Source organism: Rhodoferax saidenbachensis (assembly GCF_001955715.1).
Lineage (GTDB): Bacteria > Pseudomonadota > Gammaproteobacteria > Burkholderiales > Burkholderiaceae_C > Allorhodoferax > Allorhodoferax saidenbachensis.
In genome coordinates, this window is record NZ_CP019239.1 from 2,896,598 (window position 1) to 2,916,598 (window position 20,001).

18 protein-coding genes are annotated in these 20,001 nt (G+C 63.4%); 10 read left to right on the forward strand and 8 right to left on the reverse strand.

Annotated elements, in window-relative coordinates:
* Positions 1–8 precede the first annotated feature (8 nt).
* Positions 9–1,817 carry a DUF1800 domain-containing protein gene (locus RS694_RS13785; RefSeq protein WP_051391982.1) on the reverse strand — a complete coding sequence of 603 codons (1,809 nt, stop codon included), beginning with the start codon at positions 1,815–1,817 and terminating at the stop codon, positions 9–11.
* Positions 1,818–1,937: 120 nt separating this feature from the next.
* On the opposite strand from RS694_RS13785, the gene RS694_RS13790 reads away from it, so the two are divergent.
* Positions 1,938–4,523: an FtsX-like permease family protein gene (locus RS694_RS13790; protein ID WP_029708594.1), complete on the forward strand. Its 2,586-nt coding sequence runs from the start codon at positions 1,938–1,940 to the stop codon at positions 4,521–4,523.
* 289 nt (positions 4,524–4,812) lie between these two features.
* Here the strand turns inward: RS694_RS13790 and RS694_RS13795 are convergent, their stop codons facing one another.
* The 4 genes from RS694_RS13795 to RS694_RS13810 all read right to left on the reverse strand — a co-directional run bounded on the left by RS694_RS13795 (position 4,813) and on the right by RS694_RS13810 (position 8,236).
* A complete protein-coding gene (locus RS694_RS13795; protein ID WP_029708593.1) occupies positions 4,813–5,844 on the reverse strand; it encodes a TRAP transporter substrate-binding protein in 1,032 nt (343 codons plus the stop codon).
* Between the two features lie 79 nt (positions 5,845–5,923).
* Positions 5,924–7,216 carry a TRAP transporter large permease gene (locus tag RS694_RS13800; RefSeq protein ID WP_029708592.1) on the reverse strand — a complete coding sequence of 431 codons (1,293 nt, stop codon included), beginning with the start codon at positions 7,214–7,216 and terminating at the stop codon, positions 5,924–5,926.
* Positions 7,217–7,220: 4 nt separating this feature from the next.
* Positions 7,221–7,736: a TRAP transporter small permease subunit gene (locus RS694_RS13805; protein ID WP_029708591.1), complete on the reverse strand. Its 516-nt coding sequence runs from the start codon at positions 7,734–7,736 to the stop codon at positions 7,221–7,223.
* On the reverse strand, positions 7,733–8,236 hold the full coding sequence (locus tag RS694_RS13810) for a gluconokinase (RefSeq protein WP_029708590.1): 504 nt from the start codon (positions 8,234–8,236) through the stop codon (positions 7,733–7,735). Before RS694_RS13810 ends, RS694_RS13805 begins: the two co-directional genes overlap by 4 nt.
* Before the next feature lie 177 nt (positions 8,237–8,413).
* Between RS694_RS13810 and gntR the strand changes: the two genes are divergently transcribed.
* Positions 8,414–9,436 carry an HTH-type transcriptional regulator GntR gene (gene gntR / locus RS694_RS13815; RefSeq protein WP_029708589.1) on the forward strand — a complete coding sequence of 341 codons (1,023 nt, stop codon included), beginning with the start codon at positions 8,414–8,416 and terminating at the stop codon, positions 9,434–9,436.
* A 122-nt stretch (positions 9,437–9,558) separates the two neighbouring features.
* Here gntR and RS694_RS13820 read toward each other — a convergent pair whose 3' ends face one another.
* Positions 9,559–10,041: a DUF2917 domain-containing protein gene (locus tag RS694_RS13820; protein WP_051391981.1), complete on the reverse strand. Its 483-nt coding sequence runs from the start codon at positions 10,039–10,041 to the stop codon at positions 9,559–9,561.
* Positions 10,042–10,151: 110 nt separating this feature from the next.
* Between RS694_RS13820 and RS694_RS13825 the strand changes: the two genes are divergently transcribed.
* The 4 genes from RS694_RS13825 to RS694_RS13840 all read left to right on the forward strand — a co-directional run bounded on the left by RS694_RS13825 (position 10,152) and on the right by RS694_RS13840 (position 13,878).
* A complete protein-coding gene (locus tag RS694_RS13825; protein WP_029708587.1) occupies positions 10,152–11,123 on the forward strand; it encodes a LysR substrate-binding domain-containing protein in 972 nt (323 codons plus the stop codon).
* 76 nt (positions 11,124–11,199) lie between these two features.
* A complete protein-coding gene (locus RS694_RS13830) occupies positions 11,200–11,796 on the forward strand; it encodes an SH3 domain-containing protein (RefSeq protein WP_029708586.1) in 597 nt (198 codons plus the stop codon).
* Entirely contained in the window at positions 11,793–12,776 is a 984-nt protein-coding gene (locus RS694_RS13835) for a M48 family metalloprotease (protein ID WP_029708584.1), read from the forward strand. Before RS694_RS13830 ends, RS694_RS13835 begins: the two co-directional genes overlap by 4 nt.
* Positions 12,777–12,789: 13 nt before the next feature.
* Complete coding sequence (locus RS694_RS13840; protein ID WP_029708583.1) at positions 12,790–13,878, forward strand: lipocalin-like domain-containing protein; 1,089 nt, start codon at positions 12,790–12,792, stop codon at positions 13,876–13,878.
* Between the two features lie 91 nt (positions 13,879–13,969).
* On the opposite strand, the gene RS694_RS13845 is transcribed toward RS694_RS13840, so the two are convergent.
* Positions 13,970–14,374 carry a VOC family protein gene (locus tag RS694_RS13845; RefSeq protein ID WP_029708582.1) on the reverse strand — a complete coding sequence of 135 codons (405 nt, stop codon included), beginning with the start codon at positions 14,372–14,374 and terminating at the stop codon, positions 13,970–13,972.
* Between the two features lie 241 nt (positions 14,375–14,615).
* On the opposite strand from RS694_RS13845, the gene RS694_RS13850 reads away from it, so the two are divergent.
* The 4 genes from RS694_RS13850 (at position 14,616) to RS694_RS13865 (ending at position 18,612) form a co-directional block, all read left to right on the forward strand.
* Positions 14,616–16,394, forward strand: coding sequence for an ABC transporter transmembrane domain-containing protein (locus tag RS694_RS13850; RefSeq protein ID WP_029708581.1), 1,779 nt, complete (start codon positions 14,616–14,618; stop codon positions 16,392–16,394).
* An 87-nt stretch (positions 16,395–16,481) separates the two neighbouring features.
* Positions 16,482–16,700: a hypothetical protein gene (locus RS694_RS13855; protein ID WP_076069711.1), complete on the forward strand. Its 219-nt coding sequence runs from the start codon at positions 16,482–16,484 to the stop codon at positions 16,698–16,700.
* Positions 16,701–16,724: 24 nt separating this feature from the next.
* On the forward strand, positions 16,725–17,150 hold the full coding sequence (locus RS694_RS13860; protein ID WP_029708579.1) for a hypothetical protein: 426 nt from the start codon (positions 16,725–16,727) through the stop codon (positions 17,148–17,150).
* A 145-nt stretch (positions 17,151–17,295) separates the two neighbouring features.
* Positions 17,296–18,612 (forward strand): Glu/Leu/Phe/Val family dehydrogenase, encoded by a 1,317-nt coding sequence (locus RS694_RS13865; RefSeq protein WP_029708578.1) that lies wholly within the window; start codon positions 17,296–17,298, stop codon positions 18,610–18,612.
* Between the two features lie 931 nt (positions 18,613–19,543).
* On the opposite strand, the gene RS694_RS13870 is transcribed toward RS694_RS13865, so the two are convergent.
* A complete protein-coding gene (locus RS694_RS13870) occupies positions 19,544–19,993 on the reverse strand; it encodes a DUF1178 family protein (RefSeq protein WP_029708577.1) in 450 nt (149 codons plus the stop codon).
* Between the last annotated feature and the right edge of the window lie 8 nt (positions 19,994–20,001).

The window sequence follows — 20,001 nt, forward strand, 5'->3', positions numbered from 1 at the left end:
GCGGGCTCCTATTTCTGAACCAGGTACTGGGGTGCGGCCATGGTCAACAGCACGGCGGCGGCCACACGGTCCAGACGTTTGTCGGGTGGGCTCGTGGCATTCAGCGGTGTGGCGTTCAGGGCTGTGACCATGCGGGCCTGCAGGGCCGCTGGCAACTGGCCCGCACACAACAAAAGATTCAACCGTGCCACCAGCGCTTTGGCATCCGGTGCCAGGGCTAGCTCCGTGGAGTAGCTGGCTTTGATGTCAAAGCCACTCTTCTGGCTCTTGGAGTTGCTGACGTTGTTGGGCAGATCAGGGTCATTCACATAAATGCCATTGCGCACCACGCCCTGCAGGTAGTTGATGTACCCCGCCACGCTGCTCTCGGTGACGATCTGGAACTCCGGTGCCGACGCACCGGCAGCGGCCATTTGGGTCGCGGGTGGCACGTAGCCGGGGCGAAAAAAATTGAACACCGAAGGAGAGCGCAGCGGGCTTTGCCCCAGTTGCGTGGCCGGATTGCTGAGGTCCCCCATCTTCCAACTGCCTTGCGCGGACGTGATGCCAAAGGTCCTGCCCCACTGCACCAGGCGCAGCATGGGCTCACGCAAGTGCCCAAAACGCGGATCACGCAGACCCGCCGGGCTGCGCGCCTCATCGTCAAGCAGGATGGCGGCGAACATGGCGCGCAAGTCACCGCGCACACCCGCCCCGTTGTCGGCAAAGACAGCGCTCACACGCGCCACATAGGCCGGGCTGGGGTTGCTGGTGACCAGGCGCTGGATCATCTGCCGCCCGAGGAACGGACCGACGTTGGGGTGGTGGAACAAGGCGTCCAGGGCGATCTTGAGGGCGTCTCCACCCGATGTTTTCGCCGGGATGACGGTGCCCAGAAAGCGCGCCTCCAGCTCAGAATGGCGGTTGGCCGTGAAGGCCATGCGCTGTTTGGCAAAGTTGGTATTGCCCACCTTGCGTTTGCCTTCGGGGTCTATCACCACGGTGACGTTTTGCCGCTGGTCAAAGTCGTAACCCGTGAACACGCGGGCCAGCTGCGTCACATCGCTCTGCGCGTAGGTCTCCAGTCGCTGACCATTCGCACCGGTCTTCTCGCTGCCGTCCGGGTTCAGTTGCACCAGGCCGATGGTGAAGAGCTGCATCACCTCGCGCGCGTAGTTTTCATCGGGCACACGGCCGGTGGCAGCGTTCTCCTTTTGGTTGCCCTTGGTGTTGAGGTAGTGGCCCATGGCCGGGTTCAGCGTCACCTCTTCCAGCAGATCGCGGAAGTTGCCCAGCGCGTGGCGCGCCAGCGTGTCCCAGTAGTGCGCCAGGGCGTGGCTGCGCCAAGCAAAGTCCAGCCCCGTGAGCGACACCACAAAAAACTCGGACAAGGCCAGGGCCAGCCGCTTGCGTACCGCGTCGGGTGCGGTCATAAGCTGGTTCCAAAGCATGTAGTCGCCGGGGTAGAAGTGGTCGAAGTAACGCGTGGTGTTGTCAATAACGCCGTAGCCGCGTTCGTTGAGCCAATCCCAGCCGGTCTGCCCTAGCGGCGCATCAAACTGCTGCGCCAGCCAGTCAGCATAGGTGTGCTGCTGCACGGCAGCGATCTCGGCGTCCGACGCCGAAAACTGGGCCTGCAACAAAAAGCGCGCGGCTTCCTCGGGCGTGTTCGCGCGGCTGTATTGCTGACCCGGACGCTGCAACAGCCGGCCACCCGGTGTGGAACAGGCCGCCAGCAGACCTGCCAGACCCGTTAGCGCGGCACGCTGGACCCAGCGTTCAGTGGCCAGGTCCGCAACGGCTTCGGTGGCAAGGGTGTCGGTTTCTTCGTACGGCATACAAGTCCCGCTGGCAGTCAACGGCTGCCCCTGCGCCCATGGTAACCATCGCTCCAAACGAGCGACGGCATTTACTGCAGCTTTACGCTAGGCTAGGAGCTGTTCACAGGCCCCAAACCCATGTTGCTACCTTTGCTTACGACTTTCTCCTGGCAGGAGCTGCGCCAGCACCCCTGGCGCAACGCAGCGGCCGTGGTGTCGGTGATGCTGGGGGTGGCGCTGGCGTTTGCAGTGCACTTGATCAATGCTTCGGCGCTGGACGAGTTCTCGCAGGCCGTGCGTTCAGTAGGCGGCCAGCCCGACCTGGAACTGCGCACCGCCACGGGCAGCGCCAGCAGTGTGGACGTCGCACTGTGGAGCCGGCTGCTGCACCACCCCGACGTGGCGGTGGCCGCACCGGTGCTGGAGCTCAGCACCTACGCCGTGCGCGCGGGCCAGAAAACCCTGCTGCGCGTGGTGGGCGTGGACGCGCTGCAGGTGGCCGCGGTGGCGCCAGACCTGCTGCCCCTGCCCACTGCCCATGCAGACCGCCTGGCTTTCTTCGCACCCGACGCGGTTTTTCTCAACCCGCTGGCGCGCCAGGCGCTGCCCGGTGCCACGGTGCAGTTGCAGCAGGGCCTGCGACTGCACACCCTGCAGGTCGCTGGCAGCGTGCAGGCCGGTGGTGCGCCGCTGGCGGTGATGGACATTGCCGCCGTGCAAAGCCTGTTTGGCCGCAACGACCTGAGCCGCGTGGATGTCCGGCTGCGCGCGGGTGTGGACCGTGCCCGCTTTGTGCGCGACGTCACGGGCGCCACCGACTGGCCGGCCGGTGCCACGCTGCGCGCGCCCGGCGATGCGGTGGAACGCATCAGCAACCTGTCGCGCGCCTACCGCGTGAACCTGACCGTGCTGGCGCTGGTGGCGCTGTTCACCGGGGGCTTTCTGGTGTTCTCCGTATTGGCGCTGAGCGTGGCGCGGCGCGCGCAGCAGTTTGCGCTCTTGGGTGTGCTGGGCCTGACCGGCCGGCAGCGGCTGCAACTGGTGCTGCTGGAGGCGGGGGCGCTGGGCAGTATTGGCAGCCTGCTGGGCCTGGCGCTAGGCAGTGCGCTGGCCGCACTCGCGTTGCGCCTGTTGGGCGGTGACTTGGGTGGTGGATTCTTTGCGGGCAGCGCACCGGCCTTGCAATGGAGTGGTTTGGCAGCGCTGGTGTTTGGCCTGCTGGGCGTGGCTGCGGCCCTAGTGGGGGCCTGGGCTCCCGCTCGGCTGGCGCAGCAGTTGCCACCGGCGCAAACCCTCAAGGGCCTGGGCACACCAGATGCGAACCACCACCGCGCCTGGCTGGGCGCGGCGCTGCTGGTGGCGGGCGGCCTGCTGGCGCTGCTGCCCCCGGTTTGGGACATCCCGCTGGCGGCGTACCTGAGCGTGGCGTGCCTGTTGCTGGGCGGCATCACCGCATTGCCCGCTGCCGTGGGCTGGGTACTGGACGGCGTGGCACCCTTCGTGGCGCGCCACGCCCTGCCACTTTTAGCGGTGGAGCGCGCGCGCCGCGTGCGCGAAAGTGCCGCGGTGGCGGTGAGCGGCGTGGTGGCGTCGCTCAGCCTGGCGGTGGCACTGACCGTGATGGTGGCGAGCTTCCGCACCTCCGTGACAACCTGGTTGGACGCGGTGCTGCCTGCGGCCCTGTATGTGCGCACCGCCACCAGTGGCAGCGCAGCGGACACGGCCTACTTGGACCCGGCGTTTGTGCAAGGCGCCGCAAAGGTGCCGGACGTGGAGCGCCTGAGCACCCAGCGCACGTTATCGCTCACGCTGGACCCGGCCCAACCGGCCATTGCGCTGCTGGTGCGCCCGCTGCGCGATGCCCAGACGGGCGCACTGAACCTGCCGTTGGTGGGCAACCCAGTGCCGGTGCCCGCAGGGCGTGTAGGCGTGTACGTGAGCGAAGCCATGCTGGACCTCTACGCTGCGCGGGTGGGACACGACCTGCCTGCACTTTCAGCATCTTTTAGGCCTCCAGCTCCCGTGGATATTGCGCAACCAGCTACTTTTTTTGTAGCGGGTGTGTGGCGCGACTATGCCCGCCAGTTTGGCACTGTGGCCATGGATCCGGCCGACTTTGCACGCTACAGCCGCGACACACGGGTCAACGACATCGCCTTTTGGCTGCACCCGCAGGCGGATGTGCCGCAGGTGCAAGAACAGTTGCGCGCGCTGGCCAACCAACTGGCCAACACCCCGGACGGTGCGGCGGGCAACTTGCTGGAGTTTGGTTCGGCGGCCGAGATCCGCGCCACCAGCCTGAAGATTTTTGACCGCAGCTTTGCCGTGACCTACTGGCTGCAGGCGGTGGCGATTGGCATTGGGCTGTTTGGTGTGGCGGCCAGCTTCAGCGCGCAAGTGCTGGCGCGGCGCAAGGAGTTTGGGCTGCTGGTGCACCTGGGGCTCACACGGCGGCAGATTCTGCGCGTGGTGGCTTTGGAGGGCATGGCCTGGACCTCGCTCGGTGCCCTGGCCGGTGTAGCACTTGGCTTGGCGGTGGCCGTGGTGCTGGTGCATGTGGTGAACCCGCAGAGCTTTCACTGGACCATGGAGCTGGCCCTGCCCTGGGGTCGGCTGGCGGCGCTGGCCGCTGCCGTGGTGGTGGCAGGAACAACAACGGCCTGGCTGTCAGGCCAGGCCGCTGCGGGGCGCGATGCGGTGATGGCGGTGAAAGAGGACTGGTGAGAGCCTGTTTACGATCTAGACGGGGTCACGCAAGTACCTTTTCGGGAGGGGCTGCTAGGCGCAAAACGCAGTCGGGCTGGTGCCCGGCAAGGCTTTGCAACACCGCAGACCGCCCGAAAAGACACTTGCCCTGCGGGTTGGGACGAAATCGGGCGATTTGCCCACCAAACCCCTTGCATGGGCATGAGCCCATGCGGCGTGGTCTTGGCAGGCAACTCATCCCGATTGCGTCCCAACGTGACCCCGTATAGATCGTAAACAAGCTCTACGCCCCACCACCCATCTGCACTTACTTCTTGGCGCGGATCTTGGTGAGCTCGCCTTGGGTTTCGTTCCACAGGTCCATACCAATGTCGGCACCAATCTGGGCGTACACGCGGGTCAGCTTGTCACGCATGCGGGCGGACTCGGCAGGCGACAGTTCGTTGACTTGCATGCCTTTGGCCTTCAGGTCGGCCACGGCGCTGGCGGCTTCGGCGCGGGTGTCCTTGCGCTCAAAGTCACGACTCAGTTTGGCGGCGTCGCTGAGGATTTTTTGCTCATCCTTGGACAACTGGTCCCACCACTTCTTGCTGGCCATCACGATCCAGGGGCTGTACACGTGGTTGGTCACCGTCATGTACTTCTGTACTTCGTAGAACTTGCTCGACAGAATCGTGTTGAAGGGGTTTTCCTGGCCATCCACGGTGTTGGTTTCGAGTGCGCTGAACAACTCGGAGAAGGCCATGGGCACGGCGTTGGCACCCAGGGTCTTGAAGCTGTTCAGGAACACGTTGTTCTGCATCACGCGCAGCTTGATACCTTCCAGGTCTTCCACCTTGTTGATAGCGCGTTTGCTGTTGGTCAGGTTGCGGAAACCGTTTTCCCAATAGGCCAGGCCGACCAGTCCCTTGTCCTGCAGCTTGTTGCGGATCTTGTCGCCAATGGGGCCGTCCAGGAGTGCATCCGCTTCCTTGGCATTGCTGATTAAAAAGGGCGTATCCCACAGCGCCATTTCCTTGGTGATACCCACCAGCGTGGCTGTGGAGCCGACCATCATTTCCTGCGCGCCGCCGATCAGCGAGTTCTGCATCTGCACGTCCGGGCCCAGTGCGGAGGCACCAATGGCGCGCACCTTCATCTTGCCGCCGGAGGCTTTTTCAACCGCCTCGGCAAACACCTTGGAGGCGCGGCCCTGGTTGCTTTGTTCGTTGAGTCCGTAGCCAAAGCGGATCAGACGCGGTTTGATGTCTTGCGCCAACGCGGGCAGCGCAGCGCTGAAGACGGCGGCACCGGCCACGGCCAGCACGGCGCGGCGGATCAGGGTGGTGGAAGCTTTCATGGAATGTCTCCTGGGTAGGTGTTGTTGTGAAAGAAAACGGGAACAGAACGAGAAGAGAGCAGGAACAGCGGAACGGAACTCAGCGCATCCACGCCACGGGCGCGATCACGATTTGCGGGAACAGGACGAACAGGAAAAGAATCAGCGTGTAGGTAATGAGAAAGGGGTTCACGCCCTTGATCACCTGGTGCAGCGGCAAACGCCCCACCCCCGCCACCACGTTGAGCACGGTGCCCACGGGCGGCGTGATGAGACCGATGGCGCCGTTGAGCACAAACATCAGGCCGAAATACACCGGGTCGATGCCGGCCTTCACGGCAATGGGCAGCATCACCGGCGCAAAGATCAGAATGGTGGGCGTGAGGTCCAGCGCGGTGCCCACGAGGATCAACACCAGCATCATCACCATCATCAGGAGGCGCGGGCTCTCTACCAGCGGGCCGAGCCAACCGGTCAGCACATTCGGCAAATCGGCCAGCGTGATCATGTAGCTGGCCACTTGCGCACCGGCACACAGGAACATCACGATGGCCGTCGTCTTGGCCGCCCGCACCAGCACGCCGTAGACCGCCGTGATTTTCATCTCACGGTGGATGAACAAGGCCACCACCAGCGCGTAGAACGCGGCCACCACCGCCGCCTCGGTGGGGGTGAAGACACCGCTCTTCATGCCTCCAATGATGATCAGCGGCATCAGCATCGCCCAGAACGCCTTGCGTGTGGCTTGCAGGCGTTCGCGCATGGGCAGCGGCTGGCCTTCGGGCAAATCGATTTTGCGCAGCACCAGTTTCCAGGCCACGATGAGGCCCACACCCATGATGAGTCCCGGCACGATGCCCGAAATAAACAGCGCCGAGATGGAGGTATTGGTGGTCACACCATAGATCACAAACGGCATGCTGGGTGGAATGATGGGCGCGATGATGCCGCCCGAAGCAATCAGCCCCGCCGAGGTGTGCATGGGGTAGCCCTGCTGGCGCATCATGGGCATCAGGATGGTGGCCAGCGCGGCCGTGTCGGCCAAGGCGGAGCCGCTCATGCTGGCCATGAGCACCGCTGCACCAATAGCCACAAAACCCAGGCCACCGCGGATATGCCCGACCCAGGCCTGCGCCATGGCGATGATGCGCCGGCTGATGCCTCCGCTGTTCATCAGCTCACCGGCCAGGATGAAGAAAGGCACCGCCAGCAGCGGAAAACTGTCTACCCCAGCCACCAGGTTCTGGGCCAGCAACTGCGTGTCCCAGAAGTCCAGTACCCAGGCCATGGCAGCGCCCGTCAGTACCAGGGACAGGGCCATGTTCATGCCGATGCCCATGAGCGCCAGCATGCCGACGCAAAACACAATAAAAGCGAGTCCTTCGTTGCTCATCACATCAGTCCATCTCTGCGCCATGACCGAGGTCAAGCGCCGTGCGTTGCACCAGTTCCCACAAGGCCATGACGCCAATCGCCATTGCACACAACAGGGCCGGTAGCGGTAGCAGCAGGCTGGGATAACCCATCACCACCGAGTAGCTGCCCCAGCCCACCACGACCTGCTGCCAGGCGCCCACGCCCAGCAATACACAGGCCAGCAGGACCAGCAGACGGATCACCGCCGTCATCACGGCCAGCGCCAGCGGTCTCTTTTGCAGCATGGCCACCAGGCTGGTGAAGGCCATGTGTTCACCCGCCGGATAGGCCGCCGTGGCGCCAATAAACACCATCCAGACAAAGAGCAAGCGCGACAACTCTTCGCTGGCGGCCACCCCACTGCCAAAGCCGTAACGCAACACCACGTTCACAAACACGGACACGGCCATCACGCCCAGACACAGCGCCAAAAGGGCTTGGGTCACATGGACAAACTTGCTGGGCGCTGCGGCCTCGTCATGGATCGGTTCAGTCATGCAGGCTCCTGTGCAGTGGCCAGCCATTCGGTCACCGCAATCTGTAGTTGGGTCAGGGCAAGGGTGGCATCCAGGCGCAATACGCCAGCCTCGCCCACGGGGGATTCGAGCGTGGCGAACTGGTTGTCCACCAGCTTGGTCGAAAAGAAATGGGCTGCACGCGCACTCACGCGGGCCTGCGCCTCGGCCTGGCCAATGTCCAGAAACACGAAACGCAAACCGGGCGCAGCCTGGCGCAGTCGGTCGCGGTACGCGCGCTTGAGGGCCGAGCAGGTCACCACCACACCGCTGGGTCGGGCCTGCAGTTGCGCCCCTAGCGTGGCCAGCCAGTCGGCGCGGTCGGCGTCGGTCAGTGCAATGCCACGGGCCATCTTGTCGCGATTGGCAGGGCTGTGGTAGTCGTCGCCCTCCACCAGCGGCAGGCCGGTGGCCTGGGCCACGGCCTCACCCAGACTGGACTTGCCGCAACCGGAAACTCCCATGATGACAATGGAATGCATAAATGGCGTGGATTGGATAGCGCTATCCAAAAGTATTCAAAAAAAAGCGATTGACAGGCTTTGGCCCACTTTTCTGAGTGAGAACTGCGCTTAGGGGTTTGTCCGTGGCCTGTCAAAGCGGGATAGCGCTATCCTATGCGAAGATATTTGCATGCCATTCAGTAGTTTCCCTAGGCCATGACCGCTCCCATCCGCCCCCGCGCAACTGGCCGCGTCACGCTCTCGGACGTAGCGCATTTGGCCGGCGTCAGCCCCATCACCGTCTCGCGCGCGCTGCGCGGCGAGCGGGCCGTGGCGGCCGAGCTGGTTGCCAAGGTGCAGGCCGCTGCCGACACTTTGGGCTATATGCCCAACCCGGCGGCACGGGCGCTGGCGTCCGGTCAGAGCAGCCATGTGGCGGTGCTGATCCCCATGCTGTCCAACGCGCTGTTTGTGAACCTGCTGGAGGCCTTGCAGAACACGCTGCGCCAGGCCGGCTACCAGACACTGATAGGCATCACCTACTACGACCCGAGCGAAGAAGAGAGCCTGCTGCGTGAACAGTTGTTGCACCGCCCGGCCGGACTCATCGTCACCGGGCTGGAGCGCAGCGACGCCACACGCAGCCTGATCGCCCAAAGCGGTGTGCCCTGTGTGCACCTGATGACAGCGCAGGCCTCCGAAGGAACCTATTGCGTGGGGTTTTCACAGTTTGATGCGGGCCACGACATGACACGCCATTTGCTGGACAAGGGCTACCGGCGCATTGCCTTTGCCGCGACCCAACTGGACCCGCGTACCCTGCAGCGCCTGGAAGGCTGGCGCCACGCTTTGCAGTCGGCAGGCCGCTACGACGCCACGCTGGAGTGGCTGAACCCGGCGCCCTCTTCCCTGTCGCTGGGCGCGCGCATGTTTGAACAAATCATGGGGCAACAGCCGCCGGTGGACGCCATCTTCTTTTGCAACGATGACCTGGCGCAGGGCGCGCTGCTGGCCGCTTTGCGTATGGGAGTAGCCGTGCCACAGCGGGTCGCGATTGCCGGTTTCAACGACCTCACGGGCAGCGACCAGATGGTGCCGCCACTGACCACCGTGCGTACGCCGCGCGCCGAGATCGGACAGGCCGCCGGGCAAATGCTGGTGGCGCTGATGCAAGGAGAAACGGTGCCCACACCTTGCCTGGACCTGGGTTATGTGCTGCAGGCGCGGGACAGCGCATAAAGCAACACGGAACAAGCACTTCCGTTCGGGCTGAGCCTGTCGAAGCCTTCTACAAGTCGTTAATTTGTAAGGGCTGCGTTTCGACAAGCTCAACGCGAACGGACTTATTCAGCAAAACCGACTCAGGGCGCGTTGGACTCCAGGCACGTCTGCACTTTGCCCCGGCCCGCCACCAGAAACTCGCGGTAGCCCGCCAGCCCCACCAACAGCCGGCCCAGGGCGCGCGCCACCTGTCCCAAGCCCTGCCCCAGATCACGCACCGGGGCCACCACGGCCTGTTGCCAGCGCGCTGCAGCGGCGCTCACGGGCGCGGGTTCCCACACCAGCGTTGTGCTCGCCGCGCCGCCGGAAGGCCAGGACTCGATCACCACGCCCTCACCGGCCAGCATGGACAGATTCATTCCGGGCATGACAAAAAAGTCACCCGCATCATCCGCCGGATTCCAGCGTGCCGCCGGGCTCCAGGGTGAGGGGTTGAAAGTCGCCCAGGCCCGCCCGGCCGTCACGCGCAATACTCCGTTGGACTGGGGGTAAAACGTGACAGCGCAGCCCTTGGCGAGTTGCCAGGGGGCAGAAGATTGGGATGCATGGACGCTGGATGACATGGCGGGCTCCTTTCGTATTCGGTCCATGAATGATCGCGCCCCAGCCCCCCACAGTCCAATGAATTCGGGATATGCTATTCATTCCATTTACGCATGAATAGAAAATTGCCATGGCCACCACCCCAAGCCTTGTTCCTGAAAGCCACATGCGCACCCGCCCGATCGCCGTGGGCCATCTGCGTGCGCTGGAGGCGGTAGCGCGCCACCTGAACTTTCGTGCTGCGGCGGACGAACTGGCACTCACCCAAAGTGCGGTGAGCCGCCAAGTGCAGTCGCTGGAAGAAGAGGTGGGCGTAGCCCTGTTTTTGCGCCACACGCGCGCGGTGGAGCTCACCAGCGCCGGATCACAATTGCTGCGCGCGGTGGTCCCCTCGCTGGAGCGCATTGACAGTGCGGTGCGACTGATACGCCGCACGGCCGGGCGCAAAAGTGTGGCGATTTCGACCTGGGCGTCGTTTGCCTCGATGTGGCTGATTCCGCGCCTGGAGGCGTTTCAGCGCGAATACCCGGACATCGACATCCGCATCGACGCCACCGACATCCCGGTGGACCTGGACACCAGCGACGTCGACCTGGCCCTGCGCTACACGCGCCCCGAAGCCGTGCCCGCAGGCGGCGTGCGCCTGTTTGGTGAACAACTCACGCCAGTGGCCAGCCCCTGGCTGCTCAAGAGCGGCAAGCCCCTGCGCAAAGGCGAAGACCTGGCGCACTTTGCGCTGCTCGAAGCCAGCGACTCCCACCGCACCCACAACCTGGAGTGGCTGAGCTGGCGACGCTGGCTGGACACGCACAAGCTGCGCAAGCTGGAACCCAAACGCTGGATGTATTTCAACTACGCGCACCAGATTGCCCAAGCCGCCCTCACCGGCCAAGGCGTGGCGCTGGCGCGCATGACGCTGGTGGCCGACAGCCTGGCCAGCGGTGACCTGGTGGAAGTGCTGCCCGACCATCGGTTGGACACCCCCCTGGCCTACTTCATGATCGTCGGGCCACGCAGCAGCGGGCGGCCGGAGATTCAGGCGTTTTGCGAATGGTTGCAGGTGCAGGCAGCCATCACACGCAAAGCGATTGGGGAAGCGTAGCAGCGCGTTTCACCAACCATTTCCCCGATTGCCTGACGCCAGAACTTCTCCGACAATGCCGACAAGAGGTACATGCATGAAGCCACTCCACATTCTGGCGCTGTCGATGGCGGTCCTTGCCGCACCGCAGGCCTATGCAGAAAACGACACGCTGCTGATCAAACGCCCCGCCGAGTTGCGCCAGGCACCGGGCGAAAGTTCCCCCAGCCTGCAGGCGCTGCCGGTGCAAACCCCGGTGACCCGCCTGCCCGCACGGCAAGGTGCGTGGATCCAGGTCAAGACCGCCGCAGGCGCCACCGGCTGGGTGCACATGTTTGATGTGGGCACAACCAGCGCCACCACCAGCGCGGGCAACACCGCCTCGGGTGCGCTGCGTGGCCTCACCAACTTTTTCAACCGCGGCAGTGCGCAAAGCAGCGGCACAACTACCACTGCCACCTCTACCGTGGGCATACGCGGTCTGGGCGCCGAAGACATCAACAACGCCCAGCCCAACTTGGCCGCACTGACGCAAGTGGAAGGCATGCGCACCGACGCCACGCAGGCACGCCGTTTTGCCACCGAAGCCCCACTCAAGGCGCAGGTGGTGGAGGCCTTGCCCGCACCCACCCCACCGCCAGCACCTCCTGCGGCAACCAGCGGTGGCTTCAAACGCGGTGGGGACTCACAATGACCACCCACTTCACGCCCCGGCTGTATCGCGGCCTGCAAGCTGTGGCTTTGGCCTGCTTGTTCACCAGCCTGCCCGTACACGCACAAGACGCAGGCAAGGCCCTGGGTGGCCTGTTCAACAACCTGCTCAACCAGGGCAGCCAAGGCAACCAGGCCAAGCCAAGCGGTGGCCTGGGCGGCATGCTCAACATCGGTGGCGGCAACAACGCCACCCAGGGCGTCAACGTGGGCGATCTCGCCAACCTGCTGAACCAGTCCCTGGAAGACATTGACGAGCCCAAGGAAATCGAGATGGGACGCAACCTGGCCTCAGTACTGCTGGGCGCCAAGCCGCTGCACTCCAACATGGCGCTGCAGCGCTATGTGAACCGTCTGGGCCGCTGGATCAGCCTGCAGTCGCCCCGGCCCGATCTGCCCTGGAGTTTTGCGGTGCTGGACGATACCGGCTACAACGCCTTTGCCGCACCAGGCGGCTTTGTGTTTGTCACCAAGGGGCTGATCGACAGCGTGGCTGACGAGGCCGAGCTGGCCGGCATTCTGGCGCACGAAATCACCCACGTGGTGGCCAAACACCACCTCAAGGCGCTGCGCAAGAACGCGCGGGCCGGCCTGGTCTCGCAGGTGCTGGCCTCGCAAATCAACCGCAATGTGCCGGCCGGTCTGTCGTCTGCACTGGTCGGGCTGGGGCGAGACCTCTACGCCAAGGGCCTGGACCAGGAAGACGAGTTGGACGCCGACCGCTCTGGCGTGGCCCTGGCCGCGCGTGCGGGCTTTGACCCCTATGGTCTGGTGGCCGTGCTGCAGCAGTTGCGCACCGCCGCCGCAGACGACCCCATGTTTGCCCTGTCGCTGAGCACCCACCCACCGGCCCAGGTGCGGCTGGACCAGTTGGAGCTGGCCATGGGCCAACGGCTGGACAGCTTCTCGGGCAAGGCCGCCGTCACCGTGAAACAGCGGTTGGCGCGCGCGGGCAACCGCTGAGCGCGCGCACCCTATGCTGAGCCGCCGCGCCCTGCTGGCGGCCCCGGCGCTGGCCTGCGCCTGGCCGGCAGCCTGGGCCTTGCCACCCGCCACGCTGCGCTTCCCGCGCGACGCAGGTAGCCACAACGACTTTGCCACCGAGTGGTGGTACCTCACCGGGTATGCCAACGTCGCAGGTCAACCAGCCGCACTGGGCTATCAGGTGACTTTTTTCCGCCGCCGCGTGGCCGCCACGCAGGACATGCCGTCGCGCCTGGCCGCCAAACAACTGCTGTTTGCCCATGCCGCAGTCACCGACGTGCAGGGCAAGAAACTCTGGCACGACCAGCGCATCGCCCGCTGGTCGGGTGAAACCGCTGGCGGCAACCCCGCAGACACCGCGTCTGCCAGCACACAGGACACCGGTGTGCTGTTGCGCGACTGGTCCTTGCGCCGCAACGGCGCCGACCTGCAGGCGCAGATCCCGGCAGGTGACTTCACGCTGAACCTGCAGTTCAAGGCCAACCAACCCGTGCTGCTGCAGGGGCAAGACGGCTTGTCACGCAAGGGCCCTGAGGAGAAGCAGGCCAGCTACTACTACAGCCTGCCGCAACTGCAGGTCAGCGGCAGCATTGGGCTGAAGGGCAAGACCCACACACTGGAGCCCGGCAGCACGGCCTGGCTGGACCACGAATGGAGCCAGGAGGTGCTGCACCCGCAAGCGGTGGGCTGGGACTGGATCGGCATCAACCTGTTGGACGGCAGCGCGCTCACGGCCTTCCAGTTGCGTGACAAAGAAGGGCGCGCGTTGTGGGACGGTGGCTCGTTTCGCAGCGCATCAGGCACGCGGTATGGGTTCTCGCGTGGCGAGGTGTTGTTCCGGCCCGTGCGCACCTGGCGCAGCGCCTTGAGCAAAGCCGGCTACCCGGTGAAGTGGATCGTGCGCACCCCGGCTGATTTCTACACCGTCAAAGCCGTGGTCGACAACCAGGAGCTCGACAGCCGTGGCTCCACGGGCGCCATCTACTGGGAGGGCCTCTGCGAAGTGTGGGACAGCAATGGCAAGCTGGTCGGGCGTGGGTATCTGGAAATGACGGGGTATGCAGCAACGCTGAAGCTCTGATGCTTGCGTCAATTGCTATTATTTTGCTAGCTGCTTGCGCACATCCCATAAGGGCTACAGGCCTATTTTCTATAAATTCTCCGGTACAGGCTCAGGCTGCGTCTGCTTCCGGGGTATGGCATGCCACGCCAATCTTGTTGCCATCGGGATCGCGGAAATAAGCCCCGTAGTAGTGGGCGTGGTAGTGCGGCCGGGGGCCGGGCTCACCTTCGCTGGAGCCACCCAAGGCAAGCGCCGTCTGGAAGGCGGTGCGAACCATGTCACGATTGGCCGCCAGAAACGCCACCATCTGGCCATTGCCCGGATCGTGCGGCTGCCCGTCATAAGGTTTGCAGATCACAAACAGCGGACGCGTACCACCCGTACTGTGCCAACCGGCCCAGGGCTTGTCGCGCTCGCAGAAGCGCAACTCCAGCCCCAGGCTTTGCATCACCGCGCTGTAGAACTCAAAGGCCCGGTCGAAATCGCTGACACTGACAAAGAGATGTGAAAACACAGGGGTTCCTTCCTGGTACTTGGGGTATCGCCAACGGCATGCCCGCAGCTGCGGCAGGCAGTCCGCATCTGCATGGTTTATAACTGGCTGCATCCGGCTGGCAACAAACTGAAACAAATCGCAAAGCCATTGCTACAAATAGAATAGCTGCTTGCGCAATACTCATGAGGGCTAGCGGCATATTTCACACTATTTCTCCAGCCACCTTGCACCCAGCGCTCTCACCCCCATCTAGGCAGCCATGACTTCTTCCGATCGCCCCAAGGCCACCAATCCCAAATCCCTCTCCGGCCTGCTGCCTTTTCTGGTGCCGTACCGCGGGCGCATAGCGCTGGCGCTGCTCTTCCTGGTGCTGGCGGCAGTCGCCACGCTGGCATTTCCGCTGGCGCTGCGCAGCCTGATTGATGGCGGGCTGGTGCAGAGCGACAAGGGCGCACAGGTGATGGCGCTACGTGAACACTTTGCGGCGCTGTTTGCCGTGGCCGTGGCGCTGGGGCTGTTTTCGGCGTGCCGCTTTTACATGGTGAGCTGGCTGGGCGAGCGTGTCACCGCCGACATGCGCAATGCGGTCTACAGCCATGTGCTCAAACAAAGTCCCGAGTTTTTTGAAACCACGCAAACCGGCGAAGTGCTGTCGCGCCTGTCGGCCGACACGACGCTGGTGCAGACCGTGGTGGGCTCGTCACTCTCCATGGGCCTGCGCAATGCGGTGATGGGCATTGGTGCGCTGGCCGTGCTGGTGTGGACCAACCCGGTGGTGATGTTGCAGGTGCTGGTGGTGCTGGTGTTGATCGTGCTGCCCAGCCTGTGGTTTGGCCGCCGTGTGCGCAAGCTCTCGCGCGCCTCACAAGACCGCGTGGCCGACTCCAGCGCGATTGCCGCCGAAGTGCTCAACGCGATTCCCGTGGTGCAAAGCTACACGGCAGAGGGGCGCGAGACCGCACGCTTTGTCACCTCCACCGACAACGCGTTTGAAACCGCAACCAAACGTAGCCTGATGCGTTCGGTGCTGGTCGCGTTCATCATCATCGCCACCAGTGCTGCATTGCTGTGGGGCCTGTACCAGGGCACACAGGCGGTGGCCGAAGGGCGCATCAGCGCCGGCCATCTGGGCCAGACCGTGGTCTACGTGATCATTCTGGCCAGCGCGTTCGCCGTGCTGGGCGAGGTCTATGGCGACCTGCTGCGCGCGGCAGGTGCCACCGAGAGGTTGATGGAATTGCTGGGCACGCAATCGCCCATCACTTCGCCCTCCAATCCGGATGTAGCCCTTATGCCGACTGCGGGAAGTGCTATCAAATTTGAAGCGATTGACTTCCACTACCCGTCACGCCCGCTGCAACCCGCGCTGCAAAACTTCAGTCTCAACGTGTTGCCCGGCCAGACCGTGGCCATCGTCGGACCCAGTGGCGCGGGCAAGAGCACGGTGTTCCAGTTGCTGCTGCGTTATTACGACCCGCAGAGCGGCAACATCGTGTTGGATGGTGTGGAAACGCGCCAGCAGTCATTGGATGCGCTGCGTCAGCGCGTGGGCATCGTGCCGCAGGACGCGGTGATCTTCTCCAGCAGCGCGCTGGAAAACATCCGCTACGGCAAGCCCGATGCGACGGATGCCGAAGTCAAGGCCGCAGCCCAAGCCGCCTTCGCCCACGAATTCATCCAGGACCTGCCCGAGGGCTACGACACCTTCCTCGGTGAGCGCGGTGTGCGCCTGTCGGGCGGTCAGCGCCAGCGCATCGCCATTGCCCGCGCCATGCTGAAAAACCCACCCCTGCTACTGCTGGACGAAGCCACCAGCGCGCTGGACGCCGAGAGCGAACGCATGGTGCAGGCTGCACTGGAATCGGCCATGCGCGACCGCACCACGCTGGTCATCGCCCACCGCCTGGCCACGGTGCAAAAGGCCGATCGGATCGTGGTGCTGGACCACGGCAAGCTGGTGGAACAGGGCACGCATGCTGAGCTGGTGGCGCGCGGTGGCGTCTACGCCGGACTGGCGGCGCTGCAATTCAACGCCTGAGCCTCTAACGCTGTTCGCATTGAATCTGCAGGGGTGCGCTTGTAGAATGGAAGGGTTCTCAGCCGCACAACCTACCAGGAGTTTCCTATGGCAGACGTAAGCAGCGTAAAACAGCAACCGGTTCAGCCCGCCCAGGCGCCCAAGCGCACCGAGGCCGCACAACGGCCCCAAAACGCCGACACCAAAGAGAAAACGGCGGAGGCCAAGCCCCCGCAAGAAGCCAAACCACCCCAGGAAAGCCAACCCCGCCCCACCATCAATGGGCAGGGCCAGACCATTGGCGGCCGCCTGAGCGTCACGGCCTGATCTCCCTGCTCTGAGGCTACGGCCATGGTTGCGATCACCGCCACCACCAGCGCATCGCCCTCCCTGCAAGCGAGCCTGAGCAAGGTACGCCTGGAGCAGGCGCGCAGAGAAGCCGACCGCGCCGAAGCGGACGCCCAGGACTTGCGTGCCCAGGCGGACGAAGCCGAACGCGAAGCCCGCAACGGCCGTGACAAGGTGCGACAGCTCAGCTCCAGCAACACCGCCACCACCAGCGCCTCCACAGACCGCACCACTTACACGCAGCAATTGCGTGCCGCAGTCGTCTCGGAAACGCCGCCCAAGGTGCAGAACTTCATGGAGCGCATGTACAAGGCCACCAGTGACAAGTTCACTGCCGACGGCAACCCGCTCAAGACCAACGCAGACGAGAACACCGTCGTCAACAGCCAGGGGCAGGCCACAGGCCGCATCCTCAACGTACGGGCCTGAGCCCACGTCAGCCCCACGGAGCCTGGGCCTTGGCTTTTGGCTGGTTATTCATTATTTGCATAGTTCAAGAGATTCTTGGCCTTGGACAGCGATGCGGCCCACTTCTACAGTGCGGACTTCGACACACCTCCCACAAGGAAACTCCATGTCTCAGCCCAACGGCGCCACCCCTTACGCCAACCCCTACAACCATGCCCTGCCCTCCTACCTGCAGGCCGATAACCTCGGCCCCTGGGGCATTTACCTGCAGCAGGTCGATCGCGTCATTCCCTACCTGGGCCACCTGGCCCGCTGGGCAGAAACACTCAAGCGCCCCAAACGCGCGCTGGTGGTGGACGTACCCATCCAGTTGGACAACGGCACCGTGGCCCACTTTGAAGGCTACCGCGTACAGCACAACACCTCGCGCGGCCCCGGCAAAGGAGGCGTGCGTTTCCACCAGGACGTGACCATGTCCGAAGTGATGGCCCTGTCGGCCTGGATGTCCATCAAAAACGCCGCAGTGAATGTGCCCTACGGCGGCGCCAAGGGCGGTATCCGTGTGGACCCCAAGACCCTGTCCATGGGTGAGCTGGAGCGCATGACACGCCGCTACACCAGCGAGATCGGCATCATTATTGGGCCGACCAAGGACATCCCCGCACCGGACGTGAACACCAACGAGCAGATCATGGCCTGGATGATGGACACCTACTCCATGAACGAAGGCGCCACCGCCACTGGCGTGGTCACCGGCAAGCCAGTCGATCTGGGTGGCTCACTGGGCCGCCGCGAGGCCACAGGCCGCGGCGTTTACACGGTAGGTGTAGAAGCGGCGCAGCACATCGGCCTGGACATTGCCACGGCACGCGTGGCCGTACAGGGCTTCGGCAATGTGGGCGGCATCGCTGGCAAGTTGTTTGCCCAAGCCGGTGCCAAGGTGGTGGCAGTGCAGGACCACGGCGGCACGATTTACCGCGAAGCCGGACTCGATGTGCCCAACCTGCTGGCCCACGTGGCAGCGAACGGCACCGTCGCCGGATTTGCCGGCGCCGAGGTCATTGCCAACGACGCTTTCTGGGACGTGGACTGCGACATCCTGATTCCCGCGGCCCTCGAAGGCCAGATCACCGCCGCCAACGCGGGGCGCATCAAAGCCCGCCTGGTCATCGAAGGCGCCAACGGCCCCACCACACCGGCTGCCGATGACATCCTGCAGGAACGCAACATCCTGGTGCTGCCCGACGTGATTGCCAACGCCGGCGGCGTGACGGTGAGCTACTTCGAGTGGGTGCAGGATTTCTCCAGCTTCTTCTGGAGCGAAGACGAAATCAACGCACGCCTGGTACGCATCATGAAAGAAGCCTTTGCAGGCGTCTGGAGTGTGGCGCAGGACAACAAGGTGAGTTTGCGCACGGCGACGTTTATCGTGGCTTGCAAACGCATCCTGCATGCGCGTGAACTTCGCGGTTTGTATCCCTGAAGTTGTGCGTTCGGAAAGCATCCGTTCGCCCTGAGCCTGTCGAAGGGCTGGGGAAACTCCCCTGCTTTGCTTCCGCAGCAGACACGGCGCGAGTGCCTCCGTTCGTGTCCCCCGCCCGAAGGCTTACGCCTTCGGGCTCCTCCTTTACCTCACTGCGACACTCACGCCATGCCTGCTGCTCTGGGTAGGTGACGTCTCAATTTCGCAGATTCACCCGAATGGAGTTGGCAAGATACAGTGACCCAGCACATTTGGCACAGACCTCGTCAGTCAAGTATTTGCGCATGCTTTGCTTGCTACCATTTTTAACGGAGCAAACTATTCAATAGGAACAGTCACAAATGCTTGTTTTCCAGTTGGATCACCAACTTGTTTCACAGCACCTTATGGTGTACGTTAGTTAGGCCGTTTGGTATGTGAAACTCTTCCTTCGCACTTTCGCTGACTGTGAAAGCCAAAATACTGCACAGGCCATATCAGCACGGCTTCTCTTAGCTTTGTCAAGATTCTCCCCTGAACCAGCAAACTTCCCCGCGCCATACTGGAAACTGCCTGAGCAATTCGAGTTCACATTTGTGCTGTCCCCTGCAAACAAATCTTCATTTCAAGCCATTGTCTCGGCATCTTCCGGCGGCTGGTATCACGATGAAGGTGGCCATGAGCTCTCCTCCATATGGATTCGAAAGAACGATCATTCTTTTCTAGTCCCAGAGGTAAGCTGGGCCCACATTGAACTTCATGAAACAGCGATCTAACAACGCGTGGCATGGAGTTTCGCTAGCTATTGCTCATCAGCCCGAAGCAGAGGCATGGGGTAGGCATTTTGCGTAGGTAAAGGAGGAGCCCGCGTAGCGGGCGGGGGACACGGAGCAAAATGTCTGCCCCATGCCTGATGCGGGTCGAAGAAGAAACGTAGCCGCGAAAGGAAGCCCTACTGCAGCGTTTCCTTGAGTGCCTCAGGCAACACAAAGGGCAACACCGCAATGCCCTCTTCCACCAACTCACGCGCTTGTTCAGGCGTAGTCTTGCCGCGTATGCCACGCTCTTCGGTTTCGCCGTAGTGCATCTTGCGGGCCTCTTCGGCAAAGGCGTTACCGACATCCGTAGTGTTGGCCACCACCTGACGGGCCATGGCCATCCACGCGGCGGTCAGGGCCTGGTCGTCTTTGGTGGGAGCGACTACCTCTTGTGTGGATTGCGGCTCTTCACGACGACCAGACAGGTTCAGGCGCGGTGCGCTGAGTTTTTTGACGATGGAGGGATCGCCACACACGGGGCATTGGACCTGTGACTGGGCGCATTGCGCGACGAAATCGTCTTCAGACCCAAACCAGCCTTCAAATCCGTGGCCGTGGCTGCATTGCAAATCCAGTACTTTCATGGCGCAAT

Bases quoted from the DNA above. Each gene is read 5' to 3' on its own strand.
- RS694_RS13860 (WP_029708579.1), top strand. From the start codon at position 16,725: ATGGTTGCGATCACCGCCACCACCAGCGCATCGCCCTCCCTGCAAGCG.
- gntR (WP_029708589.1), top strand. From the start codon at position 8,414: ATGACCGCTCCCATCCGCCCCCGCGCAACTGGCCGCGTCACGCTCTCG.
- RS694_RS13785 (WP_051391982.1), bottom strand. From the start codon at position 1,817: ATGCCGTACGAAGAAACCGACACCCTTGCCACCGAAGCCGTTGCGGAC.
- RS694_RS13840 (WP_029708583.1), top strand. From the start codon at position 12,790: ATGCTGAGCCGCCGCGCCCTGCTGGCGGCCCCGGCGCTGGCCTGCGCC.
- RS694_RS13825 (WP_029708587.1), top strand. From the start codon at position 10,152: ATGGCCACCACCCCAAGCCTTGTTCCTGAAAGCCACATGCGCACCCGC.
- RS694_RS13850 (WP_029708581.1), top strand. From the start codon at position 14,616: ATGACTTCTTCCGATCGCCCCAAGGCCACCAATCCCAAATCCCTCTCC.
- RS694_RS13805 (WP_029708591.1), bottom strand. From the start codon at position 7,736: ATGACTGAACCGATCCATGACGAGGCCGCAGCGCCCAGCAAGTTTGTC.
- RS694_RS13820 (WP_051391981.1), bottom strand. From the start codon at position 10,041: ATGTCATCCAGCGTCCATGCATCCCAATCTTCTGCCCCCTGGCAACTC.
- RS694_RS13810 (WP_029708590.1), bottom strand. From the start codon at position 8,236: ATGCATTCCATTGTCATCATGGGAGTTTCCGGTTGCGGCAAGTCCAGT.
- RS694_RS13790 (WP_029708594.1), top strand. From the start codon at position 1,938: ATGTTGCTACCTTTGCTTACGACTTTCTCCTGGCAGGAGCTGCGCCAG.
- RS694_RS13795 (WP_029708593.1), bottom strand. From the start codon at position 5,844: ATGAAAGCTTCCACCACCCTGATCCGCCGCGCCGTGCTGGCCGTGGCC.
- RS694_RS13835 (WP_029708584.1), top strand. From the start codon at position 11,793: ATGACCACCCACTTCACGCCCCGGCTGTATCGCGGCCTGCAAGCTGTG.
- RS694_RS13870 (WP_029708577.1), bottom strand. From the start codon at position 19,993: ATGAAAGTACTGGATTTGCAATGCAGCCACGGCCACGGATTTGAAGGC.
- RS694_RS13830 (WP_029708586.1), top strand. From the start codon at position 11,200: ATGAAGCCACTCCACATTCTGGCGCTGTCGATGGCGGTCCTTGCCGCA.
- RS694_RS13865 (WP_029708578.1), top strand. From the start codon at position 17,296: ATGTCTCAGCCCAACGGCGCCACCCCTTACGCCAACCCCTACAACCAT.
- RS694_RS13855 (WP_076069711.1), top strand. From the start codon at position 16,482: ATGGCAGACGTAAGCAGCGTAAAACAGCAACCGGTTCAGCCCGCCCAG.
- RS694_RS13800 (WP_029708592.1), bottom strand. From the start codon at position 7,216: ATGAGCAACGAAGGACTCGCTTTTATTGTGTTTTGCGTCGGCATGCTG.